This window comes from Bradyrhizobium diazoefficiens, assembly GCF_016612535.1.
Classification (GTDB): domain Bacteria; phylum Pseudomonadota; class Alphaproteobacteria; order Rhizobiales; family Xanthobacteraceae; genus Bradyrhizobium; species Bradyrhizobium diazoefficiens_C.
The window spans coordinates 578,688-597,455 of sequence record NZ_JAENXS010000003.1 but is presented as its reverse complement, the minus strand read 5'-3'; the positions used below and the strand labels follow the sequence as shown (position 1 = coordinate 597,455).

General features: G+C 63.7%; 21 protein-coding genes. 3 read left to right on the top strand and 18 right to left on the bottom strand.

Annotated features, from left to right (window positions below):
* Positions 1 to 339: 339 nt before the first annotated feature.
* Positions 340 to 642 carry a hypothetical protein gene (locus JJE66_RS37785; protein ID WP_246756756.1) on the bottom strand — a complete coding sequence of 101 codons (303 nt, stop codon included), beginning with the start codon at positions 640 to 642 and terminating at the stop codon, positions 340 to 342.
* Between the two features lie 274 nt (positions 643 to 916).
* On the opposite strand from JJE66_RS37785, the gene argE reads away from it, so the two are divergent.
* Entirely contained in the window at positions 917 to 2,104 is a 1,188-nt protein-coding gene (argE, locus tag JJE66_RS34120) for an acetylornithine deacetylase (protein ID WP_200520151.1), read from the top strand.
* A gap of 140 nt (positions 2,105 to 2,244) precedes the next feature.
* On the opposite strand, the gene JJE66_RS34115 is transcribed toward argE, so the two are convergent.
* A complete protein-coding gene (locus JJE66_RS34115; protein WP_200520150.1) occupies positions 2,245 to 2,871 on the bottom strand; it encodes a LysE family translocator in 627 nt (208 codons plus the stop codon).
* A gap of 228 nt (positions 2,872 to 3,099) precedes the next feature.
* Here JJE66_RS34115 and JJE66_RS34110 point away from each other — a divergent pair, with 228 nt between their 5' ends.
* Complete coding sequence (locus tag JJE66_RS34110) at positions 3,100 to 3,396, top strand: GIY-YIG nuclease family protein (protein WP_200520149.1); 297 nt, start codon at positions 3,100 to 3,102, stop codon at positions 3,394 to 3,396.
* A gap of 105 nt (positions 3,397 to 3,501) precedes the next feature.
* On the opposite strand, the gene JJE66_RS34105 is transcribed toward JJE66_RS34110, so the two are convergent.
* Together JJE66_RS34105 and JJE66_RS34100 are read right to left on the bottom strand one after the other, a co-directional pair.
* Complete coding sequence (locus JJE66_RS34105; RefSeq protein WP_200520148.1) at positions 3,502 to 4,560, bottom strand: phosphotransferase family protein; 1,059 nt, start codon at positions 4,558 to 4,560, stop codon at positions 3,502 to 3,504.
* 53 nt (positions 4,561 to 4,613) lie between these two features.
* On the bottom strand, positions 4,614 to 5,849 hold the full coding sequence (locus JJE66_RS34100) for an acyl-CoA dehydrogenase family protein (protein WP_200520147.1): 1,236 nt from the start codon (positions 5,847 to 5,849) through the stop codon (positions 4,614 to 4,616).
* Positions 5,850 to 6,063: 214 nt separating this feature from the next.
* On the opposite strand from JJE66_RS34100, the gene JJE66_RS34095 reads away from it, so the two are divergent.
* Positions 6,064 to 6,720 carry a TetR/AcrR family transcriptional regulator gene (locus tag JJE66_RS34095; protein WP_200520146.1) on the top strand — a complete coding sequence of 219 codons (657 nt, stop codon included), beginning with the start codon at positions 6,064 to 6,066 and terminating at the stop codon, positions 6,718 to 6,720.
* 9 nt (positions 6,721 to 6,729) lie between these two features.
* Here the strand turns inward: JJE66_RS34095 and JJE66_RS34090 are convergent, their stop codons facing one another.
* The 14 genes from JJE66_RS34090 to JJE66_RS34025 form a co-directional block, all read right to left on the bottom strand.
* Positions 6,730 to 7,122 carry a RidA family protein gene (locus JJE66_RS34090; protein ID WP_200520145.1) on the bottom strand — a complete coding sequence of 131 codons (393 nt, stop codon included), beginning with the start codon at positions 7,120 to 7,122 and terminating at the stop codon, positions 6,730 to 6,732.
* A gap of 93 nt (positions 7,123 to 7,215) precedes the next feature.
* On the bottom strand, positions 7,216 to 7,431 hold the full coding sequence (locus JJE66_RS34085) for a hypothetical protein (protein WP_045008240.1): 216 nt from the start codon (positions 7,429 to 7,431) through the stop codon (positions 7,216 to 7,218).
* Between the two features lie 157 nt (positions 7,432 to 7,588).
* Positions 7,589 to 8,464: a 3-keto-5-aminohexanoate cleavage protein gene (locus tag JJE66_RS34080; protein WP_200520144.1), complete on the bottom strand. Its 876-nt coding sequence runs from the start codon at positions 8,462 to 8,464 to the stop codon at positions 7,589 to 7,591.
* Between the two features lie 4 nt (positions 8,465 to 8,468).
* The gene (locus JJE66_RS34075; protein WP_200520143.1) at positions 8,469 to 9,698 is read right to left on the bottom strand and encodes a CaiB/BaiF CoA-transferase family protein; all 1,230 of its coding nucleotides are present in this window, start codon (positions 9,696 to 9,698) and stop codon (positions 8,469 to 8,471) included.
* Positions 9,699 to 9,870: 172 nt separating this feature from the next.
* Positions 9,871 to 11,076 (bottom strand): MFS transporter, encoded by a 1,206-nt coding sequence (locus tag JJE66_RS34070; RefSeq protein WP_200520142.1) that lies wholly within the window; start codon positions 11,074 to 11,076, stop codon positions 9,871 to 9,873.
* A gap of 143 nt (positions 11,077 to 11,219) precedes the next feature.
* Positions 11,220 to 11,810, bottom strand: a complete 591-nt coding sequence (locus JJE66_RS34065; RefSeq protein ID WP_200520141.1) for a TetR/AcrR family transcriptional regulator — start codon at positions 11,808 to 11,810, stop codon at positions 11,220 to 11,222.
* Positions 11,811 to 11,820: 10 nt separating this feature from the next.
* Entirely contained in the window at positions 11,821 to 12,705 is an 885-nt protein-coding gene (locus tag JJE66_RS34060) for a haloalkane dehalogenase (RefSeq protein WP_200520140.1), read from the bottom strand.
* A 52-nt stretch (positions 12,706 to 12,757) separates the two neighbouring features.
* Positions 12,758 to 13,426, bottom strand: coding sequence for a peroxiredoxin-like family protein (locus JJE66_RS34055; protein ID WP_200520139.1), 669 nt, complete (start codon positions 13,424 to 13,426; stop codon positions 12,758 to 12,760).
* Between the two features lie 30 nt (positions 13,427 to 13,456).
* Positions 13,457 to 14,152: a glutathione S-transferase family protein gene (locus JJE66_RS34050; protein ID WP_200520138.1), complete on the bottom strand. Its 696-nt coding sequence runs from the start codon at positions 14,150 to 14,152 to the stop codon at positions 13,457 to 13,459.
* 334 nt (positions 14,153 to 14,486) lie between these two features.
* Complete coding sequence (locus JJE66_RS34045; protein ID WP_200520137.1) at positions 14,487 to 14,690, bottom strand: hypothetical protein; 204 nt, start codon at positions 14,688 to 14,690, stop codon at positions 14,487 to 14,489.
* A 10-nt stretch (positions 14,691 to 14,700) separates the two neighbouring features.
* A complete protein-coding gene (locus tag JJE66_RS34040) occupies positions 14,701 to 16,035 on the bottom strand; it encodes a sorbosone dehydrogenase family protein (RefSeq protein ID WP_200520136.1) in 1,335 nt (444 codons plus the stop codon).
* Positions 16,032 to 16,484 carry a DUF2231 domain-containing protein gene (locus tag JJE66_RS34035; protein ID WP_200520135.1) on the bottom strand — a complete coding sequence of 151 codons (453 nt, stop codon included), beginning with the start codon at positions 16,482 to 16,484 and terminating at the stop codon, positions 16,032 to 16,034. Before JJE66_RS34035 ends, JJE66_RS34040 begins: the two co-directional genes overlap by 4 nt.
* A gap of 62 nt (positions 16,485 to 16,546) precedes the next feature.
* Positions 16,547 to 17,506 (bottom strand): GDP-L-fucose synthase, encoded by a 960-nt coding sequence (locus JJE66_RS34030; protein WP_200520134.1) that lies wholly within the window; start codon positions 17,504 to 17,506, stop codon positions 16,547 to 16,549.
* Between the two features lie 219 nt (positions 17,507 to 17,725).
* Positions 17,726 to 18,673, bottom strand: a complete 948-nt coding sequence (locus JJE66_RS34025; protein WP_200520133.1) for an ABC transporter substrate-binding protein — start codon at positions 18,671 to 18,673, stop codon at positions 17,726 to 17,728.
* Positions 18,674 to 18,768 lie beyond the last annotated feature (95 nt).

Below are 18,768 nucleotides of genomic sequence, written 5' to 3'. Positions count from 1 at the left end.
ACGGCCGCGGCGCGCGGCGTCAGCCTCAAGGCTATCGGGACGCCATACTTAATGGTTGCTGTGGTTATGGGTCCCGGCCTTCGCCGGGACGACGGTGGCGAAATAGTGTGCGCAACTGCATCAAACATCATTGCAGACACACCTTCGCCCTCTCGCGGCTCATTCGCCCGAGCTCTGCGTGGTCGCCTCACCCTCAATTGAAAAAGGGCGCAGGGAAGGCCGGGAGCCGGCTGGCTCCCATTGACCGCCATGCCATGAGTAGATTGCGCTACACTGCACAGCGGGTAACAGGGCAGCCGGAGACATCCCGGCCTTCCCTGCGCGGATGGTTGGAACGGCTTATGTCGTGATCTCCCCGGGGAGCGATGCACTATTGCCCCCGTCGCCTTGCGGATGACTGATGCGCATGTCGGGTTGGACGGCACGCATCACCACAAGACTTGGCGCACAGGCTCCGGGCGCCAGGACCACACGATTTCCCCGTACGCCGATCACACCGGTCGTGCGCGCGACGGCTTCGCTCACGGTTGCCCGCCCTGCAAAACCCTTCGCGCCGAGGTGATCCACGTCCACCGCCGCCCGGCCCGCGTTCGTGACGATCGCGATACGCCCCTCTTCCTTGGGCCGGAGTGAGCGAAACATACGCCGTTTCCGAATTTCGGTAAAGTGGAATATCTTTGTGACCGCCCATTGACCGACGGTTTGGGTGTTTTGCCTGTCGGGCAACGCAAGGGCTCGTAGCCCGGATGGAGCGAAGCGTAATCCGGGGGTACTCGCGCGGATGCGGAGGTCCCGGATTGCGCTGTGCTCCATCCGGGCAACGGGCCTATGGTGTCGATTTGCCTGATCGGTCACCACATTGGTATGATCCGTGCAAGCGGTTCAGCCTCCGCAATCTCCTGACAAGAACGTGACAATGCCCAACCCGATCTTCCCGAGTTCAAGACCCGATCGCATCCGCAACATGCTTGCCAACCTCATCGGTTTCGACACGATCAGCGATCGCACCAACCTGCCTCTGATCGCTCACATCGAGAGCTATCTCGCCTTCCTCGGCGTCAAGGGCGAGCGCATCACCGACGAGACCGGCAAGAAGGCGTCGCTCTGGGTGACGATCGGGCCGGAGGATCGCCCTGGCCTCGTGCTGTCCGGCCATACCGACGTGGTGCCGGTCGTAGGCCAGGACTGGAGCCACGACCCGTTCAAGCTGGTCGAGCGCGACGGCAAGCTCTACGGCCGCGGCACCACCGATATGAAGGGCTTTGTCGCGGTATGCCTCGCGATGGTGCCGGAGATGCTGGAGGCGAAGCTCTCCACGCCGATCCATCTCGCGATCTCCTATGACGAGGAGATCGGCTGCGTCGGCGTGCGGCCGATGCTCGCCGAAGTGGCCAAAAAAAAGGTCAGACCGCTCGGCGCCTTCATCGGCGAGCCGACCGAGATGAAGGTCATCATCGGCCACAAGGGCAAGCACGGCGTGCGCGCGACGTTCAAAGGTCTCGCCCGCCACTCCTCGATCGCGCCTGACGGCGTCAACGCCATCGAATACGCCGCCGAGCTGATCACCGAGATCCGCCGCCGCGCGGTGAAGCTCGCAAGCCAGGCCGAGCGCAACAGCCTCTACGATGTCCCGCACTCGACGCTGCTCACCAGCATCGTGCATGGCGGCGCGGCGCTCAACATCGTGCCGGATATTTGCACGGTGGACTTCGAATGCCGAGGCATCGGTATCACCGAGTCCAGGGAGGTCACGGATGCGATCGTCGCCTGGGCCAAGGCCGAGCTCGAGCCGGCGATGAAGACAAGACACCCGGAGTGCGGCATCGATTTCGAGGAGATCCTCGACTATCCCGCGCTCGACACCGCGGCCGACGCCGCCATCGTCACGCTGGCAAAGCAGCTCGCCGGCCGCAACGACCACGCCAAGGTCGCCTTCGGCACCGAAGCGAGCCTGTTTGCCAGCATGGCGGATATCCCCTCGGTGGTGATCGGCCCGGGATCGATCGCCCAGGCGCATACGCCGGATGAGTTCGTGGAGATGGCGGAGCTGGAGAAATGCGCGGAGTTCGTGGAGAAATTGATCGCGCACTGCGCGAAGAATTGAGAACGTAGGGCGGATTGGCGAGCGGCTGCGCGAAGCGCAGTCCGCCGACGTAATCCGCCACTTCTCTCGCATCGTGTGAACGGCGGATTACGCTGCGCCAATCCGCCCTACAGATCCGGGCTACGAGAGCGCACTGCGCCTCAGCGCTCCTGCAACGCCAGCCGGACGCCGACGGCGCAATAGATGGTCCCGACCACCTTGCCCTGCCACTTCACGACGGCCGGATGGCGACGCAGGAGATTGCCGAGACGGCCGGCGCCGACGGCGAATACAACGGTGCTGAGAAGGCCGAGCAACACGAAGACAAGGCCGAGTATCGCAAGTTGAGCTGCGATCGAACCGTGCTCCGGCCGCACGAATTGCGGCAGGAAGGCAAGGAAGAACAGCGCGGTCTTCGGATTGAGTACTTCGGTCAGAACAGCCTGCCGGAAGGCGCGGTCCGCGCTGATGGCGGGCGCGCCGCCGTTCAGCTCGATCGGCGCCTTGTCGAGCATGGCGCGAATGCCGAGATAGATCAGGAAACCGGCGCCCGCATACTTGACGACGCTGAACAGGAGTGCCGACGTCGCGATGATCGCCGACAGGCCGGCGATCGCCATGCTGGTGTGGATCATGTCGCCTACCGCAATTCCTGCGCCCGTTGCGATGCCGACCCGCGCTCCCGAGCTTGCCGCCCGCGCCACGGTGAGCAAAGTCGCCGGTCCCGGAATGAAAACGAAGCCGAGCACGATGAGGACGTAGGTGATCAGGGTCGCGTGATCGATCATGAGAGCGGCTCCGAAGGCGTATCAGTGCAGGAGGCTGGATGAGGGCGAATGGTCCGGAGGAGATAGGGTCAAGTGGCGCGCTGTCAAACCAGGAATAGCGGTCGGTGCGTGTCCCGGACGCGGTGCGGCACGAAGTGACGCTCCGCAGAGCCGGGACCCAGAACGCTTGGCGACAATATCGAAATATGCTACCTTAGATGGCATTGCCATTGCGCTGGTTGCACGGCTATGTCCTTCTTCGTTTACATCCTGGCAAGCAAACGAAACGGCACTCTCTACATCGGGTTAACGAACGACCTTGCCCGCCGGCTGAGCGCGCACAAGGCCAAGCTCGTGCCCGGCTTCACGAAGCAATACGACGTAACTCTGCTGGTTTATTTCGAAACCTTCGAGTCGATACTCGAAGCTCGCTCGCGCGAACATTCGCTGAAGCGCTGGCGCCGTGCTTGGAAGCTCAAGTTAATCGAAGGACTCAATCCGGATTGGCGCGACCTCTCGGATGAGCTGAATACCTTGGCGACATGACTGGGTCCCGGCTCTGCGGAGCAGCACTGCGTGCTGCACCGCGTCCGGGACACGAGTGAGGTGCTCCGAAAGAAGAAAGGCGCAGCCATCAGCCGCGCCTCTCTCCTAAACCGCTCCCGCCTTCTGCGCGTAGTCCCATGACGCCTTCGACAACGGCACGGTGCGCTTGGCGGACTCCAGCGCCTTGGCATTCGCAGCGGTGCCGTCGCGGACGCGGCCGGCGATGCCCTGGGTGATGCCGGCGAGGCGGAACAGATTGTAGGCAAAATACCAGTTGAGATCGGGCACCGTCATCCTGGTGACGCTGCAATAGATCTGTGCGGCCTCTTCCACGCTCGGGATGTTGAGCGCCTTGAGGTCGGCGCCGTCGAGGCCCGGCATGACCCACTGCATCAGCAGATAGGTGAAGTCGGCCATGGGATCGCCGAGTGTCGACAGCTCCCAATCGAGCACGGCCTGAACGCGCGGTTCCGTCGCGTGGAAAATCATGTTGTCGAGGCGATAGTCGCCATGGACGATCGAGACGCGCGCCTGCTCCGGCACGGTCTTGGGCAGCCATTCGGCGACCTTCTCGAACTCTGGAATGTGCTGGGTTTCGGACGCCCGATACTGCTTGGTCCAGCGGTCGATCTGGCGCGCGAAATAATTGCCGGGCTTGCCGAACTCGCCGAGACCGATCGCGACGGGATCGTACATGTGGAGTTTTGCCAGCGTCTCGATCTTGCTGGTGAATATCTTTCGGCGCGCATCGTTGTCCTGGCTCGGCAGGGTCGGATCCCAGAACACGCGGCCCTCCTCCATCGACATGATGTAGAAGGCGGCGCCGATGATGCTGTCGTCCTGGCACAGCGCATAGGCATGCGCGACCGGAAAGCCCTGCTTTCCAAGCGCCGCGATGACGCGATATTCGCGATCGACCGCATGCGCCGACGGCAGCAATTTGCCGAACGGTTTTCGGCGCATCACGTAGGAGCGGTTCGGCGTGTTCAGGCGATAGGTCGGATTGGACTGCCCGCCCTTGAACTGGAGGACGACCAGCGGACCCTCATAGCCCTCGACGTTGTCGCGCATCCAGGCCTCGAGCCGCATCTCGTCGATGCGATGACGCTCCTCGACAGGCTTGGTGCCCGAGAACTCTTCGTCTTTCCTGACGCCGTCAGCCACGGTGACGCTCCCTTGAATTTCTTGAAGGGAGCGCCACGAAGCCCTCCCCGTTCTTAATGCTTGGGAGAATTGGCATACTTCCGAACTTCGAGCCTTGCAATGGCGCGATTGTGCACCTCGTCCGGACCGTCGGCGAGACGGAGAGTCCGAATGTGGGCGTAGTCCTTGGCAAGACCAGCTTCGTCCGACACGCCGGCGCCGCCGAACGCCTGGATCGCCTCGTCGATGATCTTCAGCGCCATGTTGGGTGCTGCGACCTTGATCATGGCGATCTCGGCCTGCGCGGTCTTGTTGCCGACCTTGTCCATCATGTCGGCGGCCTTGAGGCAGAGCAGACGCGTCATCTCGATGTTGGTGCGGGCCTCGCCGATGCGCTGCTCCCACACGCTGTGCTCGACGATCCTCTTGCCGAAGGCGGTGCGCGAAGAGAGCCGCTTCACCATCTTCTCCAGCGCTTCCTCGGCCTTGCCGATGGTGCGCATGCAGTGGTGAATACGGCCAGGCCCCAGGCGGCCCTGCGCGATCTCGAAGCCGCGGCCCTCCCCTAACAGGATGTTCTCTTTCGGCACGCGCACGTTCTCGAGCAGCACCTGGGCGTGGCCGTGCGGCGCGTCGTCGAAGCCGAACACGGGGAGCATCTTCTCGACCTTGATGCCTGGTGTGTCGAGCGGAACCAGGATCTGGGATTGCTGCTGATGCTTGGCCGCGTTGAAATCGGTCTTGCCCATCAGGATCGCGATCTTGCAGCGGGGATCGCCGACGCCGGACGACCACCATTTGCGGCCGTTGATGACGTAGTGGTCGCCGTCGCGCTTGATGCTGGTCTCGATGTTGGTGGCGTCCGACGACGCCACCGCAGGTTCCGTCATCAGGAAGGCGGAGCGGATCTCGCCGTCCATCAGCGGGCGCAGCCATTTGCGCTTCTGCTCCTTGGAGCCATAGCGCATGAACACTTCCATGTTGCCGGTGTCGGGCGCGGAACAGTTGAACACTTCCGAGGCCCAGGTGATGTGGCCCATCTGTTCCGACAGCAGCGCGTATTCGAGATTGGTCAAGCCCGCGCCGCGGAATTCATCATCTTCATGCTCGTTCGGCGGCATGAACATGTTCCAGAGACCTTCGGCCTTGGCCTTCTTCTTCAGGTCTTCCAGGATCGGAATGACCTTCCAGCGCTCGCCGCTGTGATCCTGCTCGTCATAGATCGGCACCGCCGGGCGCACGTGCTTGGCCATGAAGGACTGCACGCGGTCGAGCCATTCCTTCTGCTTGGGGGACAGATCGAAATCCATGGGACGCTCCTCGGTCTCTCTTTGCAAAGCTGTTTTGCGCCGGACTGTCCTCCCGCAATGCGCGGCCCGCAAGCGCGAATGCGTGCGCTGGTGTGCCTCCCGAACCGGTTCGCGAGTTGCGAACGAGTCTCGATTGCGGATTGACTTTTCCGACCTTCAAACGATAGTTTCATACAAGTGTTTGAAATGCAACTCCCTCCCCGAGGGGACTTTCATGGCCAGCGATCACACAAGGTCTGCCATTCTCGCCGCCGCCGAACGGCTCTATGCCGATCGCGGCTTCGGCGATGTCACGCTGCGCGACATCGTCGCGGAGGCCAATGTCAATTTGGCCGCGGTGAACTATCATTTCGGCTCGAAGGACGAGCTGATCGCGGAATTATTTGTCACCCGCTCGATCGCAACCAACCGCGAGCGCTTGCGCGAATTGAAAGCAGCAGAGGAAGACGGCGGCGGCCGTGCGCCGATCGAGGTGATCTTGCGCGCGCTGGTCGGCCCGACCCTGCGCGGTTGCCTCGGCCCCGAGAACCAGCGCTCGACCGCGGCGCGCTTCATGATCCGCGCCTCCATCGAATCCGTGCCGCCGATCCGTCGCATCAAGAACCGCGAGATCGACCATCTGCGGAAATTCGCCGGCGCGATGCGCAGGTCCCTCCCCGACCGCAGCGATGTCGAGATCTACTGGGGCCTCAACTTTGCACTGGCGATGGCGCACCACACCATCCGCGAGAGCGAGCGGCTGACGAAGCTGTCGGAAGGCAAATGCGATCTCGACGACGTCGAAGACGTGGTTGCGCGCGTCGTCAGCGTGTCGACGATGGCGCTGACGGCGGGACGGACGGAGACAAAGCCGCGCGCGCTGGTGCGCTAGTCTAGTGTCTCACATCATCGCTATGCAATCGATCTCGACGTCGAAGGGGCCGAACCATTCCGGCGTGCAAACGAAAATCCGCGCCGGCGGATCGACCGGGAAGTATCTTGCATAGACCGCGTTGAACGCGGCGAAGTGCTTGGTCGAGGTGCAATAGACGTTGCACTTCATGACGTTGTCCAGCGATGCGCCGGCCGTCTCCAGGCACAGCTTCATCTGCTCCATGATGATCTCGCTCTGCCGCTCGATCGGCATTTCCGCAAGTTCGCCCGTCTTCGGGTCGAATGGCGGGAGGCCAGCGACGAAGATCATGTTGCCGGCGCGCGTCACCGGCGAGGTCGGCGCCTTCACGCGATCGAGAAAGGACGAGATCGGTTCGACGCGAAGCGCTTCGCGTTTCATGGGCGGCTACCTTCGGTTCAAGCGAGACTGGGGCCTGACTACATTGTTAGGCAGCCGGCATGTTTCGCTTCTGATCGAAGTGTGGCCGCGGGATTACGCCCGCTGCGGCATCTCCTCGGCCTCTTCCTTGGCGAGCAGGAGCAGCATCTCGATGCCCATGTCGCCTTCCTGCGGCGAGCGGATGAACTTGATCTCTTCGGCACTTTGCCGCAGTGCGGCAATGATGGCGACAGCCTGGTTGGCCGTCGCAGCCTCGGTCGCCAGAATTGCCTTCTGGTTCTTCGCTTGGAACCCGATCGTGTAGGACATGCACTTCCCTCCCGAACCCAGTGGGAGAGATCGAATCTGAGTCGCGGCCGAAGCGGAAGCCTGTGTGAGTACGGACCGGGTTTATCTGGGGATTGCGTGCAAGCCTCGCACAAGGCCGCGCGATCGTCATGCTTCCGTCACTAATCGTTCAACGCGATCAGCCAAGCCCGAGCATCGCGCGCGCCTCCGTCGCAGTCGCGACGCTCGCCCCCAGACTGTTCAGAATGGACGCGGCATGCGCGACCAGCTCGGCATTGGTCTTCGCCAGCACGCCCTTCGACATATAAAGATTGTCCTCCATACCGACGCGGACGTGGCCGCCGAGCAGATACGCCTGCGCCACCATCGGGAATTCGGCGCGGCCGATGCCGAAGCCGGACCAGATCGCGCCCGGCGGCAGCAGGCTGCGCGCGTAGAACATCGTTTCCGGCGTCGCAGAGAAGCCGTATTTGACGCCGAGCACGAGCGAGAACAAGCCAGGCCCTTTCAGCGCGCCGTCGGCGAGCAAGTCGCGCGCGAGATGGCAGTCGCCGGAATCGAACAGCTCGATCTCCGGCAGCACGCCGGCCGCCTTCATCCGGTCCGCCATGATGCGGACGTTGCGCGGCGTGTTGATCACGACCTCGCTGCCGGAATTCATGGTGTTGAGGTCGAGCGTGCAGATGTCGGGCTTCAACTGCTCGATATGCTCGACGCGCTTCTCGGGTTGGAGCAGCGTGGTGCCGGGGCCGGCGACGCGCGGATCCTCGATCGAGGGCACGAAGCGCCCGCCGGGGCCGGTGGTGAGGTTGATGACCAGGCTCTTGTTCCGCGCGCGGATGCGCTCGACGACATCGCGATAGAGGTCGACCGACATCGAGGGTCGCCCGGTCGCGGGATCGCGCACATGGATGTGGGCGATGGCGGCGCCTGCTTCGGCGGCTTCCAGCGCCGATGTCGCGATCTGCTCGGGCGTGATGGGCAGATACGGCGACTGCTCGGGTTTCGTCAGGTTGCCCGTGATCGCGCAGGTGATGATAGTCTTGCCGGTCATGAAATCAGATAATCCCCTGCTTCTTCAGCGTCTCGATCTTGTCCGCATCATAGCCGAGCTTGCCGCCGAGCACCTCCTGGGTGTGCTCGCCTAACAGCGGCGGAGCGCGGTAAGTCTTGATCGGGGTCTCCGAGAAGGTGAGCGCGTTGCGGATCAGCGACAGATCGGGGTCGAAGGGATGGTCGACCTTCACCCGCATGCCGCGCGACTGGACGTGCGGATCGCTGAACACCTGTTCGAAATTGTTGATCGGACCTGACGGCACGCCGGCCTCCTCGAGCCTATCCAGCCAATAGGCCACCGGTTTTTTAAGGAACAGGCCGGCGAAGATCGCCATGATCTCCTTGCCATGCACGACGCGGTCGTTGTTCTTGATGAAGCGTTTGTCGTTGGCGAGCTCGGGCTCGCCAAGCACGGCGCAGGTGCGCTGGAACTGGCCGTCATTGCCGACCACCAGCATCAGCTCGCCGTCGGTGCAGCGGAACACGCCGGCCGGCATGCCGCCATTGCCCCAGGTGCCGCGGCGCGGCGGCGTCTTGCCGTTGACGAGATAGATCTGGAGCCAGTGGCTGAGCGAGGCGATCACGGTGTCGAACAGACAGACGTCGAGGTGCTGCCCGACGCCGCCATTAATGTCGCGATGGTAGAGTGCCGACAAAAGCCCGATCGAGGTATTCATGCCGGTCATGTAGTCGACGATCGACGGGCCAACCTTCATCGGCCCCTCGCCGGGCTCGCCGTCGATGTGGCCGGTGACGCTCATCAGGCCGCCCATCGCCTGCAGGATCGCATCATAACCGGCGCGCGGTGCATACGGGCCGGTCTGGCCGAAGCCGGTCACCGAGCAATAGATGATCCTAGGATTGATCGCCTTGATGGTCTCGTAGTCGAGGCCGTAGCGCTTGAGATCGCCGACCTTGTAGTTCTCCATGAAGACGTCGACGTCCTTCGCAAGCTCGCGGATGATCGCCTGCCCCTCGGGCTTGGCGATGTTGACGGTGACCGACCTCTTGTTGCGGTTGGCGCAGAGATAGAACGAATTGTTGTTGTTGGCCTTGCCCTCGGGATCGGTCAGGTACGGCGGGCCGAAGGCGCGTGCGTCATCGCCGGTGCCCGGCCGCTCGATCTTGATCACGTCGGCGCCGAGATCGCCCAGCATCTGGGCCGACAAGGGCCCGGCGAGCACGCGCGTGAGGTCAAGGATCTTGATGCCTGAGAGCGGCAGGGCCGACATGTCGATTTCCTCCGGGGAACTGGATATTGGCGCGGCGGCGAGATCGCGGGCCGCGCTCCCTGCGGATACACCATTTTCGGGCCTCGAGCACTGCACTGGGGGCATACGACCATCCCCTGGCCGGCAGCGGAAGCTGCTCCGCAACGGCGAATTCCGTGCCGCGAAGAACGCCTCAGCCTGCCCCGGCAGCAACCACCTGCGGCCGACGCCGCCCGAGCAGCACCAGGATCAGCACCGTCGCGCAGGAAAAAGCCAGGGTCAGGCCAAGTGCGCCGCGGCTGCCGAACTGGGTGAGCAAGCCGGCCAGAAGCGGCGGCGAGATCGCGGAGGCCAGATTGAGCGGCAGCGCGATCATCGACATCGCCTTGGCGAACTCGGCCTGGTCGTAGAAAACCAGCGGGATCGTCGCCCGCGCCACCGCCATCGCGCCGCTGCCCGCGCCATAGAGCAGGATGAAGACCGCGACCGCCCAGGTCGCGCCCTCGCTCAGCATCAGCAGCAGCATCGCGACGGGAAGCGCCGTGCCGGCGACGAGCCCGGTCGTGATGCCGTCCCATCGGCCACCGCCGAGGAAGTCGAGACCGCGCGCGCTGACCTGGATCACGCCGAGCATGGAGCCGAACGCAATCGCCTGCGCCGGCGTCAGCCCCTCTGCCCGCAACAACTCGATCAGGACGGCGCTGAGGCCAAAATTGACGAAGGCATTGAGGGTAATCGCACAGACGACGAGGTTGAACGTGCTTTTGGAAATCGCAGGCGCTTCGGAGTCCATCGCCGCCGCGCCGCCCTCCTCCTTCGGCAAACTCCGACGCGGCGCGCAGAATGCGTAAAGCGGCAGCGAGATCAGCATCAACATGGCCGCATAAACGAGACACGTCCCGCGCCAGCCGAGATGACCGCTCAGGAACGAGGTGGTCGGCCAGAAGATGCTGCTCGACAGCCCGGTCACCAGCATCAGCGCACCGATGGCATTCTTGGACTCCCTCCCGGCGACCTCATTGAGCATGATGTAGGCGCCGGTCGACAGGGTGGCGCTGCCGCCCATGCCGAGAATGATCCAGCCGGTGAAATAGAGCATCGGCTCACGGGCGAAGAACAGAACGATGTAGCCCGGTACGGCAACGACTGTGCCCGCCATCATCACCTTGCGGGCACCGTGCCGCGCAAAGGCCTTGGCGAGCCAGGGCGCGCATAAGCCCATGGTGACATAAAGCACCGAACTGCCCGCAAACACCGCCGGCAGGCTGAGGCCGAGATCGGCCGCAAGGTCGCGCCCGACCACGGCCGGGAGGCCGATCGTCCCCCATCCAATGAGTTGGGTAATTGCCAGCACCAGCAGGACGCCGATGAGCCTGCTGTCAGATTTCAAGAACCGCATTCCAGCCGTCGCCTGCCCGGCAGGCGCAGAACACGCCTGTGAGCCTATGTTTTAGCCGGAGACTCAAGCCCGCAGGCATATCGGTTCCGAATGGCATGGCGGCGCTGGCCGCAGAGCGGCCGCCCGCTGGCTTCAGGCGCGGCTCACTCCTTCACCGACAGAAACATGAACACCGGACGGACCGCTCCCTCGAGCAAGTCACGCTTGGGGCGCGAACGCGCCAGCACGCGGATACCGAGGAGAACACTGAGCAGCAGGCGCGCCAGATCCTCGGCCGTCTGGGCGCTCGTGATTGTCCCCGACAATTGCCCTCTCTCGACACAACGCCGGAAGAAAGCCTCGACGTCGCCAAGCACACGGGCCACCACCTGCCCGAATTCCTTGTCATGCGGCGCAAGTTCGAGCGCCGAATTCACCAGCATGCACCCCTTGCGCTCCTTGTCCGCAAGCGACCGCTCGACGATCTCCTCGAAGAAGGCCTTCAGTGCATCGAACGGCGGGAGCTCATTCTCGAAGCGCCGCACGCGATCGCCGAAGCTCATGCTGACATAGTGATCCAGCGACCGCCTGTAGAGCGATCGCTTGTCCCCGAACGCATTGTAGAGGCTCGCGCCCGTGATACCCATGCTCTCGGCAAGATCACGGACCGAAGTCGCCTCGTATCCCTGCGACCAGAAACGTTGGACGGCGGCATCGAGGACAGCCGTCTCGTCGAATTCTCTCGGTCGTGCCATCGTTGAGTGCCTAGCCCGCGAAGCTCGTCATTGCCGCCTCGACGATCACTGCGCCCGCCTCCTGGGTGAAGTGACCAGCATCCGCCAATTCGAGCGGCGGCGGACAGTTCCGGATGATTGCCCGCAAGGCCAGCATCGCCGGCGGCCCCAGAACGGGATCCTTCATGCCGATGGCCATGAAGCTCTTGCCGGCCCACTGCTTCGACCAGAAGTCGCGGGCCCGGCGTGACAGCGCCGCCCCGTCCGCGTCGGCACGGTCCGGCACAAGGTTCGGAAACCGTCGCACACCGGCCTTGTATCGGATGTCCGGGTACGGAGCTGCATAGGCCGCCGCCTCCGCGTCGCCGAGCGTCGGCACCGCGCGATGCATCAGAGCCGCAACGTCCATGTCGGGCTTGCTGTTCGAGAATGCGCGCCAGGACAGAAAGCCTTCGCCGAGCGGCACGTCGCCGGTCCCGAGCGTGGTGTTCATGACCAGAAGCCGCTCGAACCGGGCTTGCATATCCATCGGAATGGTGAGGCCGATCAGCCCGCCCCAGTCCTGACAGACGAGCGTGATCCGCCTGAGGTCAAGCGCTTCGATCAGGGAGATGACGGAGGCGCGGTGGAAGTCGAAAGTATAGGTCGCCTCCTCCGCCGGCTTGTCGGATCGGCCGAAGCCGAAGAAATCCGGCGCCACCACGCGCATGCCGGCGGCCACGAAAGCCGGCACCATCTTGCGATAGAGATAAGACCAGGTGGGCTGCCCATGCAGACACAGCGCGACCGGAGCGTCGGCCGCGCCTTCGTCCAGATAGTGCATGCGCAGACCTGGCCGATCTTCGAGATAGTTGGGCGGAAACGGATAGCCCGGAAGATCGGTGAATCGTTCGTCCGGGGTTCGCAAGACGGTCATCGTGTTCCTCCTGCACGCGGCGGAATCAACTCGGCCGCGATCTGCAAACCGCCTATTCGGCCGCTTGCGCAGGCCTCTGTAGCACGGCCAGGACCTCCAGCGGCTCGGCCCGGCGGCGATAGTCCACTCCCGTATCGGCGAACAGGATCACACCGTCCATGCCGATGACATAAGTCGCCGAGAGCGGAAGCGACCACTCGTCCGGTGCGCCATTCTTCGCCGGGATATCGAGACCGAACCCGCCATAAGCCCACTTCAATTCGTCAGTGAACGTGTAGACGAGGCCAAAAGCCTTCCCGACGATCTGGCCGACATCGCTCAACACCGGAAATGTCAGAGCGTTCTTCTCAGCAGTCGTGACGCTGTCGTCGGGCTTCTCGGGGCTGATCGCCACAAGGCTCGCACCGGCAGCGCTGATCTGCGGCAGGAGGTTCTGGTAGGCCCGCAGCTCGAGATTGCAATAAGGACACCAGCCGCCGCGGTAGAATGTCACGATGACCGGCCCTTTCGCCAGCAAGGTCGCGACATCGAACGGCTTGCCATCGACTCCCGGGAGGGTGATCTGAGGCGCCCGCTCCCCAACCTGCTTGGCGAGCTTGCCGAGGCCAACATCGGATAGATGTGCGATGTGGCGCTCCATGACAGCCCGGCGCTCCGCCGGGACGCGCTGCATCCAGCCGGCCAGGAATTCCTCGAGCTGTGCGGACAGTGTATTGCTCATATCGACTTGCTCCAATCGGATCCGCTGCGGTCAGGCTGCGGCGTAATTTTGCGGGAACAGATTGCGGCGCGCCTCTTCGTCCATCTCGCGCTTGAAGGTGAGGTTTTTGCCGATCGCACGGGCGCGTGCCACGGCGGGACGGCCATCCACGCCGGCAAACCAGCGCGCCACGTTCGGAAACTCTCCCAGACGCCCCTCGCCGAGCACGAAGGTCGAGCGGTCGACCCAGCCCCACGCCGCCACATCCGCGATCGTGAAACCGTCGCCCACGATGAAGCTGCGACCTTCAAGGTGCTGATCAAGCACCTGGTAGTGCCGCTCCGCTTCCCGCAGGTAGCGGTTCTGGGCGTATGGGATCTGCTCCGGCGCGGCGCGACGGAAATGGACCGATTGGCCCGAATACGGTCCGAGCCCGGTCGCCACGAACATGAGCCACGACAGCAGTTCGCCGCGGTCGGCCGGGTCGCCGAGCAGCTTGCCGGATTTCTCAGCGAGATAGAGCAGGATGGCGTTGCTGTCGAACACCCGCACCGGCCCCTTGCCGAGCCCTTCCGTGTCGATGATCGCAGGCGTCTTGCCGTTCGGATTGATCGCCCTGAACTCGGGCGTGTGCTGCTCGCCCTTGAGCGTATCGACGGGCACGACTTCATAGGGGATCGCGGCTTCCTCGAGCAGAAGCGCCACCTTCATCGGGTTGGGCGTGTGATGGAAGTAAAAACGGATCATTGCAGTGGCTCCTCTGCAGCGTTCGAGCTTGCGGCCGACGACCGGCCTCGCTTCGCCGCCGGTCGATTTAGATCGAACGTTATAAAACGCCTCCCGACTTGGCAAGCGCCGAGCGTGACCCGGCGACGGCGTGCATGGCAGTGATGTCGAAAATCGGTCAGACTTCCGCAGCAATCAACGCGCGGCTTCGCGGTCAAGATTTCGTGTGATTCCCGCAAAGCGGCACGCAAGCCCTCCTGACGTCGACTGCGGTCGCTCTGGCCGCTCGCCGCGATCCAACCCCGGTTGGCGCCCTAAGGCTTGGTCTGATGACGGCTGCCCGGCTGTGGCCGGCCTAGCTGCCGAGCGCAGTCTCGCCCTCCTCGCGACCGGGCACGCTGACATGAACCTCATGCCCCTGCCGCAGCGCCAGCGAGGCAGCGGCCACCGCTGACTCGAACGCCGATTCCTTGGTGGCGTATTTGCCGTGGACGTTGCCGTCGTGCAGCACGCCCCACTCGTCCTGGACCGGTACGATCGCGTATTGGGCAAGGCCCATCATCCCACTCCTATCGCTGCGTGACCTGCGGCTGCGCCGCCGTCACCCGCCATACCGTGTTGCCGCTGTCGTCGGCGACCAGCAGCGCGCCGGTCTTGTCGATGGCGACGCCGACGGGACGGCCACGTGCCTGGTTGTCGCTGTTGAGGAAGCCGGTGACGACGTCCTGTGCCGGCCCGCTTGGCTTGCCGTTGGTAAATGGCACATAGACGACCTTGTAGCCGTTCAAGACCTGACGGTTCCAACTGCCGTGCTCACCGACGAAGGCGCCGCTGCGATAGGGGCCTGGCAGGCTGCTACCACTGGAGAAGGCCAGCCCGAGCGGCGCGACATGCGAGCTCAGCGCGTAATCGGGCACGATCGCCTTGGCGACGAGGTCCGGCCGCTGCGGCTTGACGCGGGGATCGACGTGCTGGCCGTAATAGCTGTAGGGCCAGCCGTAGAAGGCGCCGTCCTTCACCGACGTCATGTAGTCAGGCACGAGATCGGGACCGAGCTCGTCGCGCTCGTTCACGACGGTCCACAGCGCGCCGCTCTGCGGCTCGAAGCTGAGGCCGTTCGGGTTGCGCAGACCGCTGGCAAAGATGCGCCAGCGACCGCTGGCGCGATCGACCTCGAGGATGTCGGCGCGGTTGTGCTCGGCCTCCATGCCATTCTCGGTGATGTTGCTGTTGGAGCCGACGCCGGCAAAGAGTTTTGAGCCATCGGGGCTTGCGACCAGACTCTTGGTCCAGTGGTGGTCGATTGGTCCGCCCGGCAATGGTGTCAGCACCGTACCCGGTGCGGTGATCTTGGTGTCGCCTTCAGTGTAGGGGTATTTCATGATCGCGTCGGTGTTGGCGACATAGAGATCGTTGCCGACCAGCGCGACGCCGAACGGCGAGTTGAGGTGATCGAGGAAGACGCTCTGCGTATCCGGCACGCCATCACCATTGGTATCGCGCAGTAGCGTAATGCGATTGCTCTGGCCGGTGTCGCCGCCGGAGGTCGCCCAGGACTCGACGTAGCCCATCACGATCTCCTTGGGCCGCTTGATCGCGGCGGCCTTCGGCGCCTTGGATTCCACCACCAGCACGTCGCCATTCGGCAGCACGTAGAGCGAGCGCGGATGCTGCAATCCGGTGGCGAACGCCTTGGCCTGCAGGCCCTGCGCGACCGTCGGCGTCTCGCCCTTCTTCCAGCCGACGATGCGGGCGATGTGCATCGGCGGCAGCAGATATTGCTGGATGTCGGGCAGCTTCGGATTGGCGCCGATCTGCGCCCTCGGATCGCCGCTGCCGTCATTGCAGCCGGCGAGACACAGGAGCGAAGCGCACAGCAAGGCGCGGGCAGGCAGAGAGATCATCGCGCAACTCCTACACCGTGGCGGTACACCATGGCCCAGCCGAGCCAGCCGGTCACAGGCAGGATCAGGACGGTGAGCACCGACAGAATGAGACCGAGCGGCCACACCGAGGTCCAGGCATCACGCGTGTGGATCAGCGCATTGAAGATCGCCAGGATCAGCGCCACCGCGTTGCCGATCAGATGCGGCCAGGCCGGCGCCTGCGCGCGCACCAGGCGATTGCCAAGGAAATCGGTCAGGCCGGCGATTGCGGCCAGCACACCAAAGATGACGCCGACCACCAGAAGCCAGGCCGAAAAATCGGCCCACATCATCTCGGCGGTGACGAGATAGGCGATGTCGGTCAGCAATGCCCCGATGAAGCACGTGATTGGGATGGGCACCAGCATCGGATGAATCGGATGGCCCGCGATTTGCGCCGTCGAGCGCACGCGCACGATGTCTTGCACGGTTGGCCTCGTGTGACGTTTTGCCCACCCGATCGGCCAACTCGCGCTGGAGGCGATGGTTCCTACTCTTGCGCCGGCACGACCAGACCTGCTTGATACGCCGCATAGGCGCGCTTCAAGCCGTCATGAAGCGAGGTCGAGGCGCGCCAGCCAAGCTTCGTCAGCCGGCCGATATCGAGCAGCTTGCGCGGCGTGCCGTCGGGGCGCGAGGTGTCGAAGGAGATCTCGCCGCGATAACCGACGATCTCGGCGACGACGCGCGCAAACTCGGCGATGGCGATATCCTCGCCGGTGCCGATGTTGATCAGCTCCGCGCCGGAATAGGTCTTCATCAAATGCACGCAGGCATCGGCCATGTCGTCGACATAGAGGAACTCGCGCCGCGGCGTGCCGGTGCCCCACACTGCGACGGTCTTCGCGCCTGAAACCTTTGCCTCATGAAAGCGCCGGATCAGCGCGGCGACCACATGGCTCAGCTCCGGATGATAATTGTCGCCGGGGCCATAGAGATTGGTCGGCATCACGCTGATGAAGTCAGAGCCATACTGGCTGCGATAGGCCTCCGCCATCTTGATGCCGGCGATCTTGGCAATCGCATAGGGCTCGTTGGTCGGCTCCAGCGGGCCGGTCAGCACGGAATCCTCGCGCAAGGGCTGTGGCGCCAGCTTCGGATAGATGCAGGACGAGCCCAGGAACATCAGCTTCTCGGCGCCGTTGATGTGGGCGGCGTGGATCAAATTGGTCGCGATCGCGATGTTGTCGTAGATGAACTCGGCGCGCAGCGTGTTGTTGGCGACGATCCCGCCGACTTTGGCGGCGGCGAGAAAGATCACCTGCGGCCGCACGCGCGCGAACCAGTCGAACACTGTGGCCTGGTTGCAGAGGTCGACCTCGCGCCGCTCCACGGTCACAAGGCTGACGTCCTCACGCGCCAGCCGTCGCACCAGCGCGCTGCCAACCATGCCGCGATGACCGGCGACGTAGACGCTCTTGCCCGTCAGCTCAAACGGTGCGCTTACCATTTTGCAATGTCCCGATTGGCCTCAGCGAGATCGCTCGCCATGATCTCTTCGACAAAATCTCGTCGACAAACTGGGCAAACGTCCGCTGGCTTCCAGCTCCGGCCGAAACCCCGCCCTTCTTTGACATATCGGTCGCTGGGGTCAACCTTACAGGCGCGCCCGGACGGGTTTTCCGGACGCCCCTCTCGAAATGGGCCGCAGCCCGCGAAACTGCAAAGGCTACTGCGAACGGTCCGAGGTCCAGCCCTTGTAATCCTTGATATTGTCCCGGGTCACGAGCTTCGACGGCAGCAACTCGACGGTCGAGGCCGGCTTCTGCCCATTGAGAATGCCGACGCCGATCTGCACGGCCCGCCGCGCCATGAAGAACGGATCCTGCGATGCAGACGCCTGGATCTGCGGCGACGCCGGATCTTTTAGCGCCGCCTCAATATCCGGAGCTCCATCGACCGAGGTGATGATGATGCCGCTGCGGTTCTGCTGGCGCGCCGCAAGGTCAGTGCCGATCGCCTGCGGATCGTTGATGGCGAAGATGGCGTCGATCTTGGGAAAGCGCGTCAGATAGCCCTGCGCGACCGTGAGGCCGCCCTCGCGCGAACCCTTGCCGTCCTGGTCGCTCGACAGCACCTTGATCCCGGGATTCTTCGCGAGCACGTTCTTGCAGCCGGTGACGCGGTCGATCACGGCCGAGACCTGCGGTCCGTTCTCGATAATGACGTCGCCCTTGCCCCCGAGCTTGTCGACGATGTACTGGCAGGAGATCTCGCCGGCCTGGACGTTGTTGGTGGTCACGGTGGCATCGGCGCCTTCGGCCGCGGTGTCGACCGCGACGACGACGATACCCGCCGCCTGCGCCTTCTTGATCGCAGGCCCGATCGCCTTGGGATCACCGGGGTTCAACAGGATCAGATCGACGCCGGCGGCGATGAAATTGTCGATCTGGGTGACCTGCTTGCCGAGATCGTATTCGAAGCCGACGGTGGTGATCTTCACATTGGGATTGGTCTTCTTGGCCTCGAACTCGGCGCCCTTCGACAAGGCGACGAAGAACGGGTTGCCCATCGACCCCAGCGAGACGCCGATCGACTTGAGCTCCTTGGCGAAAGACGGCGCGGTGGTCAGGGCAAGCGCCATCGCGGCGCCGGCGAGCGTGGTCATCTTCAACATTGGCTTCCTCCCTGGTCTGTCCTCATCCCCGACACGGCAGACCAGTTGCCGTAACGGAATCTCGCAGCGCGCCCCGATCCCTTAGGTTCTCGCGG

Coding starts and splice junctions, on each gene's coding strand:
- JJE66_RS34080 (WP_200520144.1), bottom strand. CDS start 8,464: ATGACCGGCAAGACTATCATCACCTGCGCGATCACGGGCAACCTGACG.
- JJE66_RS34025 (WP_200520133.1), bottom strand. CDS start 18,673: ATGTTGAAGATGACCACGCTCGCCGGCGCCGCGATGGCGCTTGCCCTG.
- JJE66_RS34045 (WP_200520137.1), bottom strand. CDS start 14,690: ATGGGCCTTGCCCAATACGCGATCGTACCGGTCCAGGACGAGTGGGGC.
- JJE66_RS34050 (WP_200520138.1), bottom strand. CDS start 14,152: ATGATCCGTTTTTACTTCCATCACACGCCCAACCCGATGAAGGTGGCG.
- JJE66_RS34070 (WP_200520142.1), bottom strand. CDS start 11,076: ATGCGGTTCTTGAAATCTGACAGCAGGCTCATCGGCGTCCTGCTGGTG.
- JJE66_RS34115 (WP_200520150.1), bottom strand. CDS start 2,871: ATGATCGATCACGCGACCCTGATCACCTACGTCCTCATCGTGCTCGGC.
- JJE66_RS34040 (WP_200520136.1), bottom strand. CDS start 16,035: ATGATCTCTCTGCCTGCCCGCGCCTTGCTGTGCGCTTCGCTCCTGTGT.
- JJE66_RS34085 (WP_045008240.1), bottom strand. CDS start 7,431: ATGTCCTACACGATCGGGTTCCAAGCGAAGAACCAGAAGGCAATTCTG.
- JJE66_RS34100 (WP_200520147.1), bottom strand. CDS start 5,849: ATGGATTTCGATCTGTCCCCCAAGCAGAAGGAATGGCTCGACCGCGTG.
- JJE66_RS34090 (WP_200520145.1), bottom strand. CDS start 7,122: ATGAAACGCGAAGCGCTTCGCGTCGAACCGATCTCGTCCTTTCTCGAT.
- JJE66_RS37785 (WP_246756756.1), bottom strand. CDS start 642: ATGTTTCGCTCACTCCGGCCCAAGGAAGAGGGGCGTATCGCGATCGTC.
- argE (WP_200520151.1), top strand. CDS start 917: ATGCCCAACCCGATCTTCCCGAGTTCAAGACCCGATCGCATCCGCAAC.
- JJE66_RS34110 (WP_200520149.1), top strand. CDS start 3,100: ATGTCCTTCTTCGTTTACATCCTGGCAAGCAAACGAAACGGCACTCTC.
- JJE66_RS34095 (WP_200520146.1), top strand. CDS start 6,064: ATGGCCAGCGATCACACAAGGTCTGCCATTCTCGCCGCCGCCGAACGG.
- JJE66_RS34075 (WP_200520143.1), bottom strand. CDS start 9,698: ATGTCGGCCCTGCCGCTCTCAGGCATCAAGATCCTTGACCTCACGCGC.
- JJE66_RS34065 (WP_200520141.1), bottom strand. CDS start 11,810: ATGGCACGACCGAGAGAATTCGACGAGACGGCTGTCCTCGATGCCGCC.
- JJE66_RS34060 (WP_200520140.1), bottom strand. CDS start 12,705: ATGACCGTCTTGCGAACCCCGGACGAACGATTCACCGATCTTCCGGGC.
- JJE66_RS34055 (WP_200520139.1), bottom strand. CDS start 13,426: ATGAGCAATACACTGTCCGCACAGCTCGAGGAATTCCTGGCCGGCTGG.
- JJE66_RS34030 (WP_200520134.1), bottom strand. CDS start 17,506: ATGGTAAGCGCACCGTTTGAGCTGACGGGCAAGAGCGTCTACGTCGCC.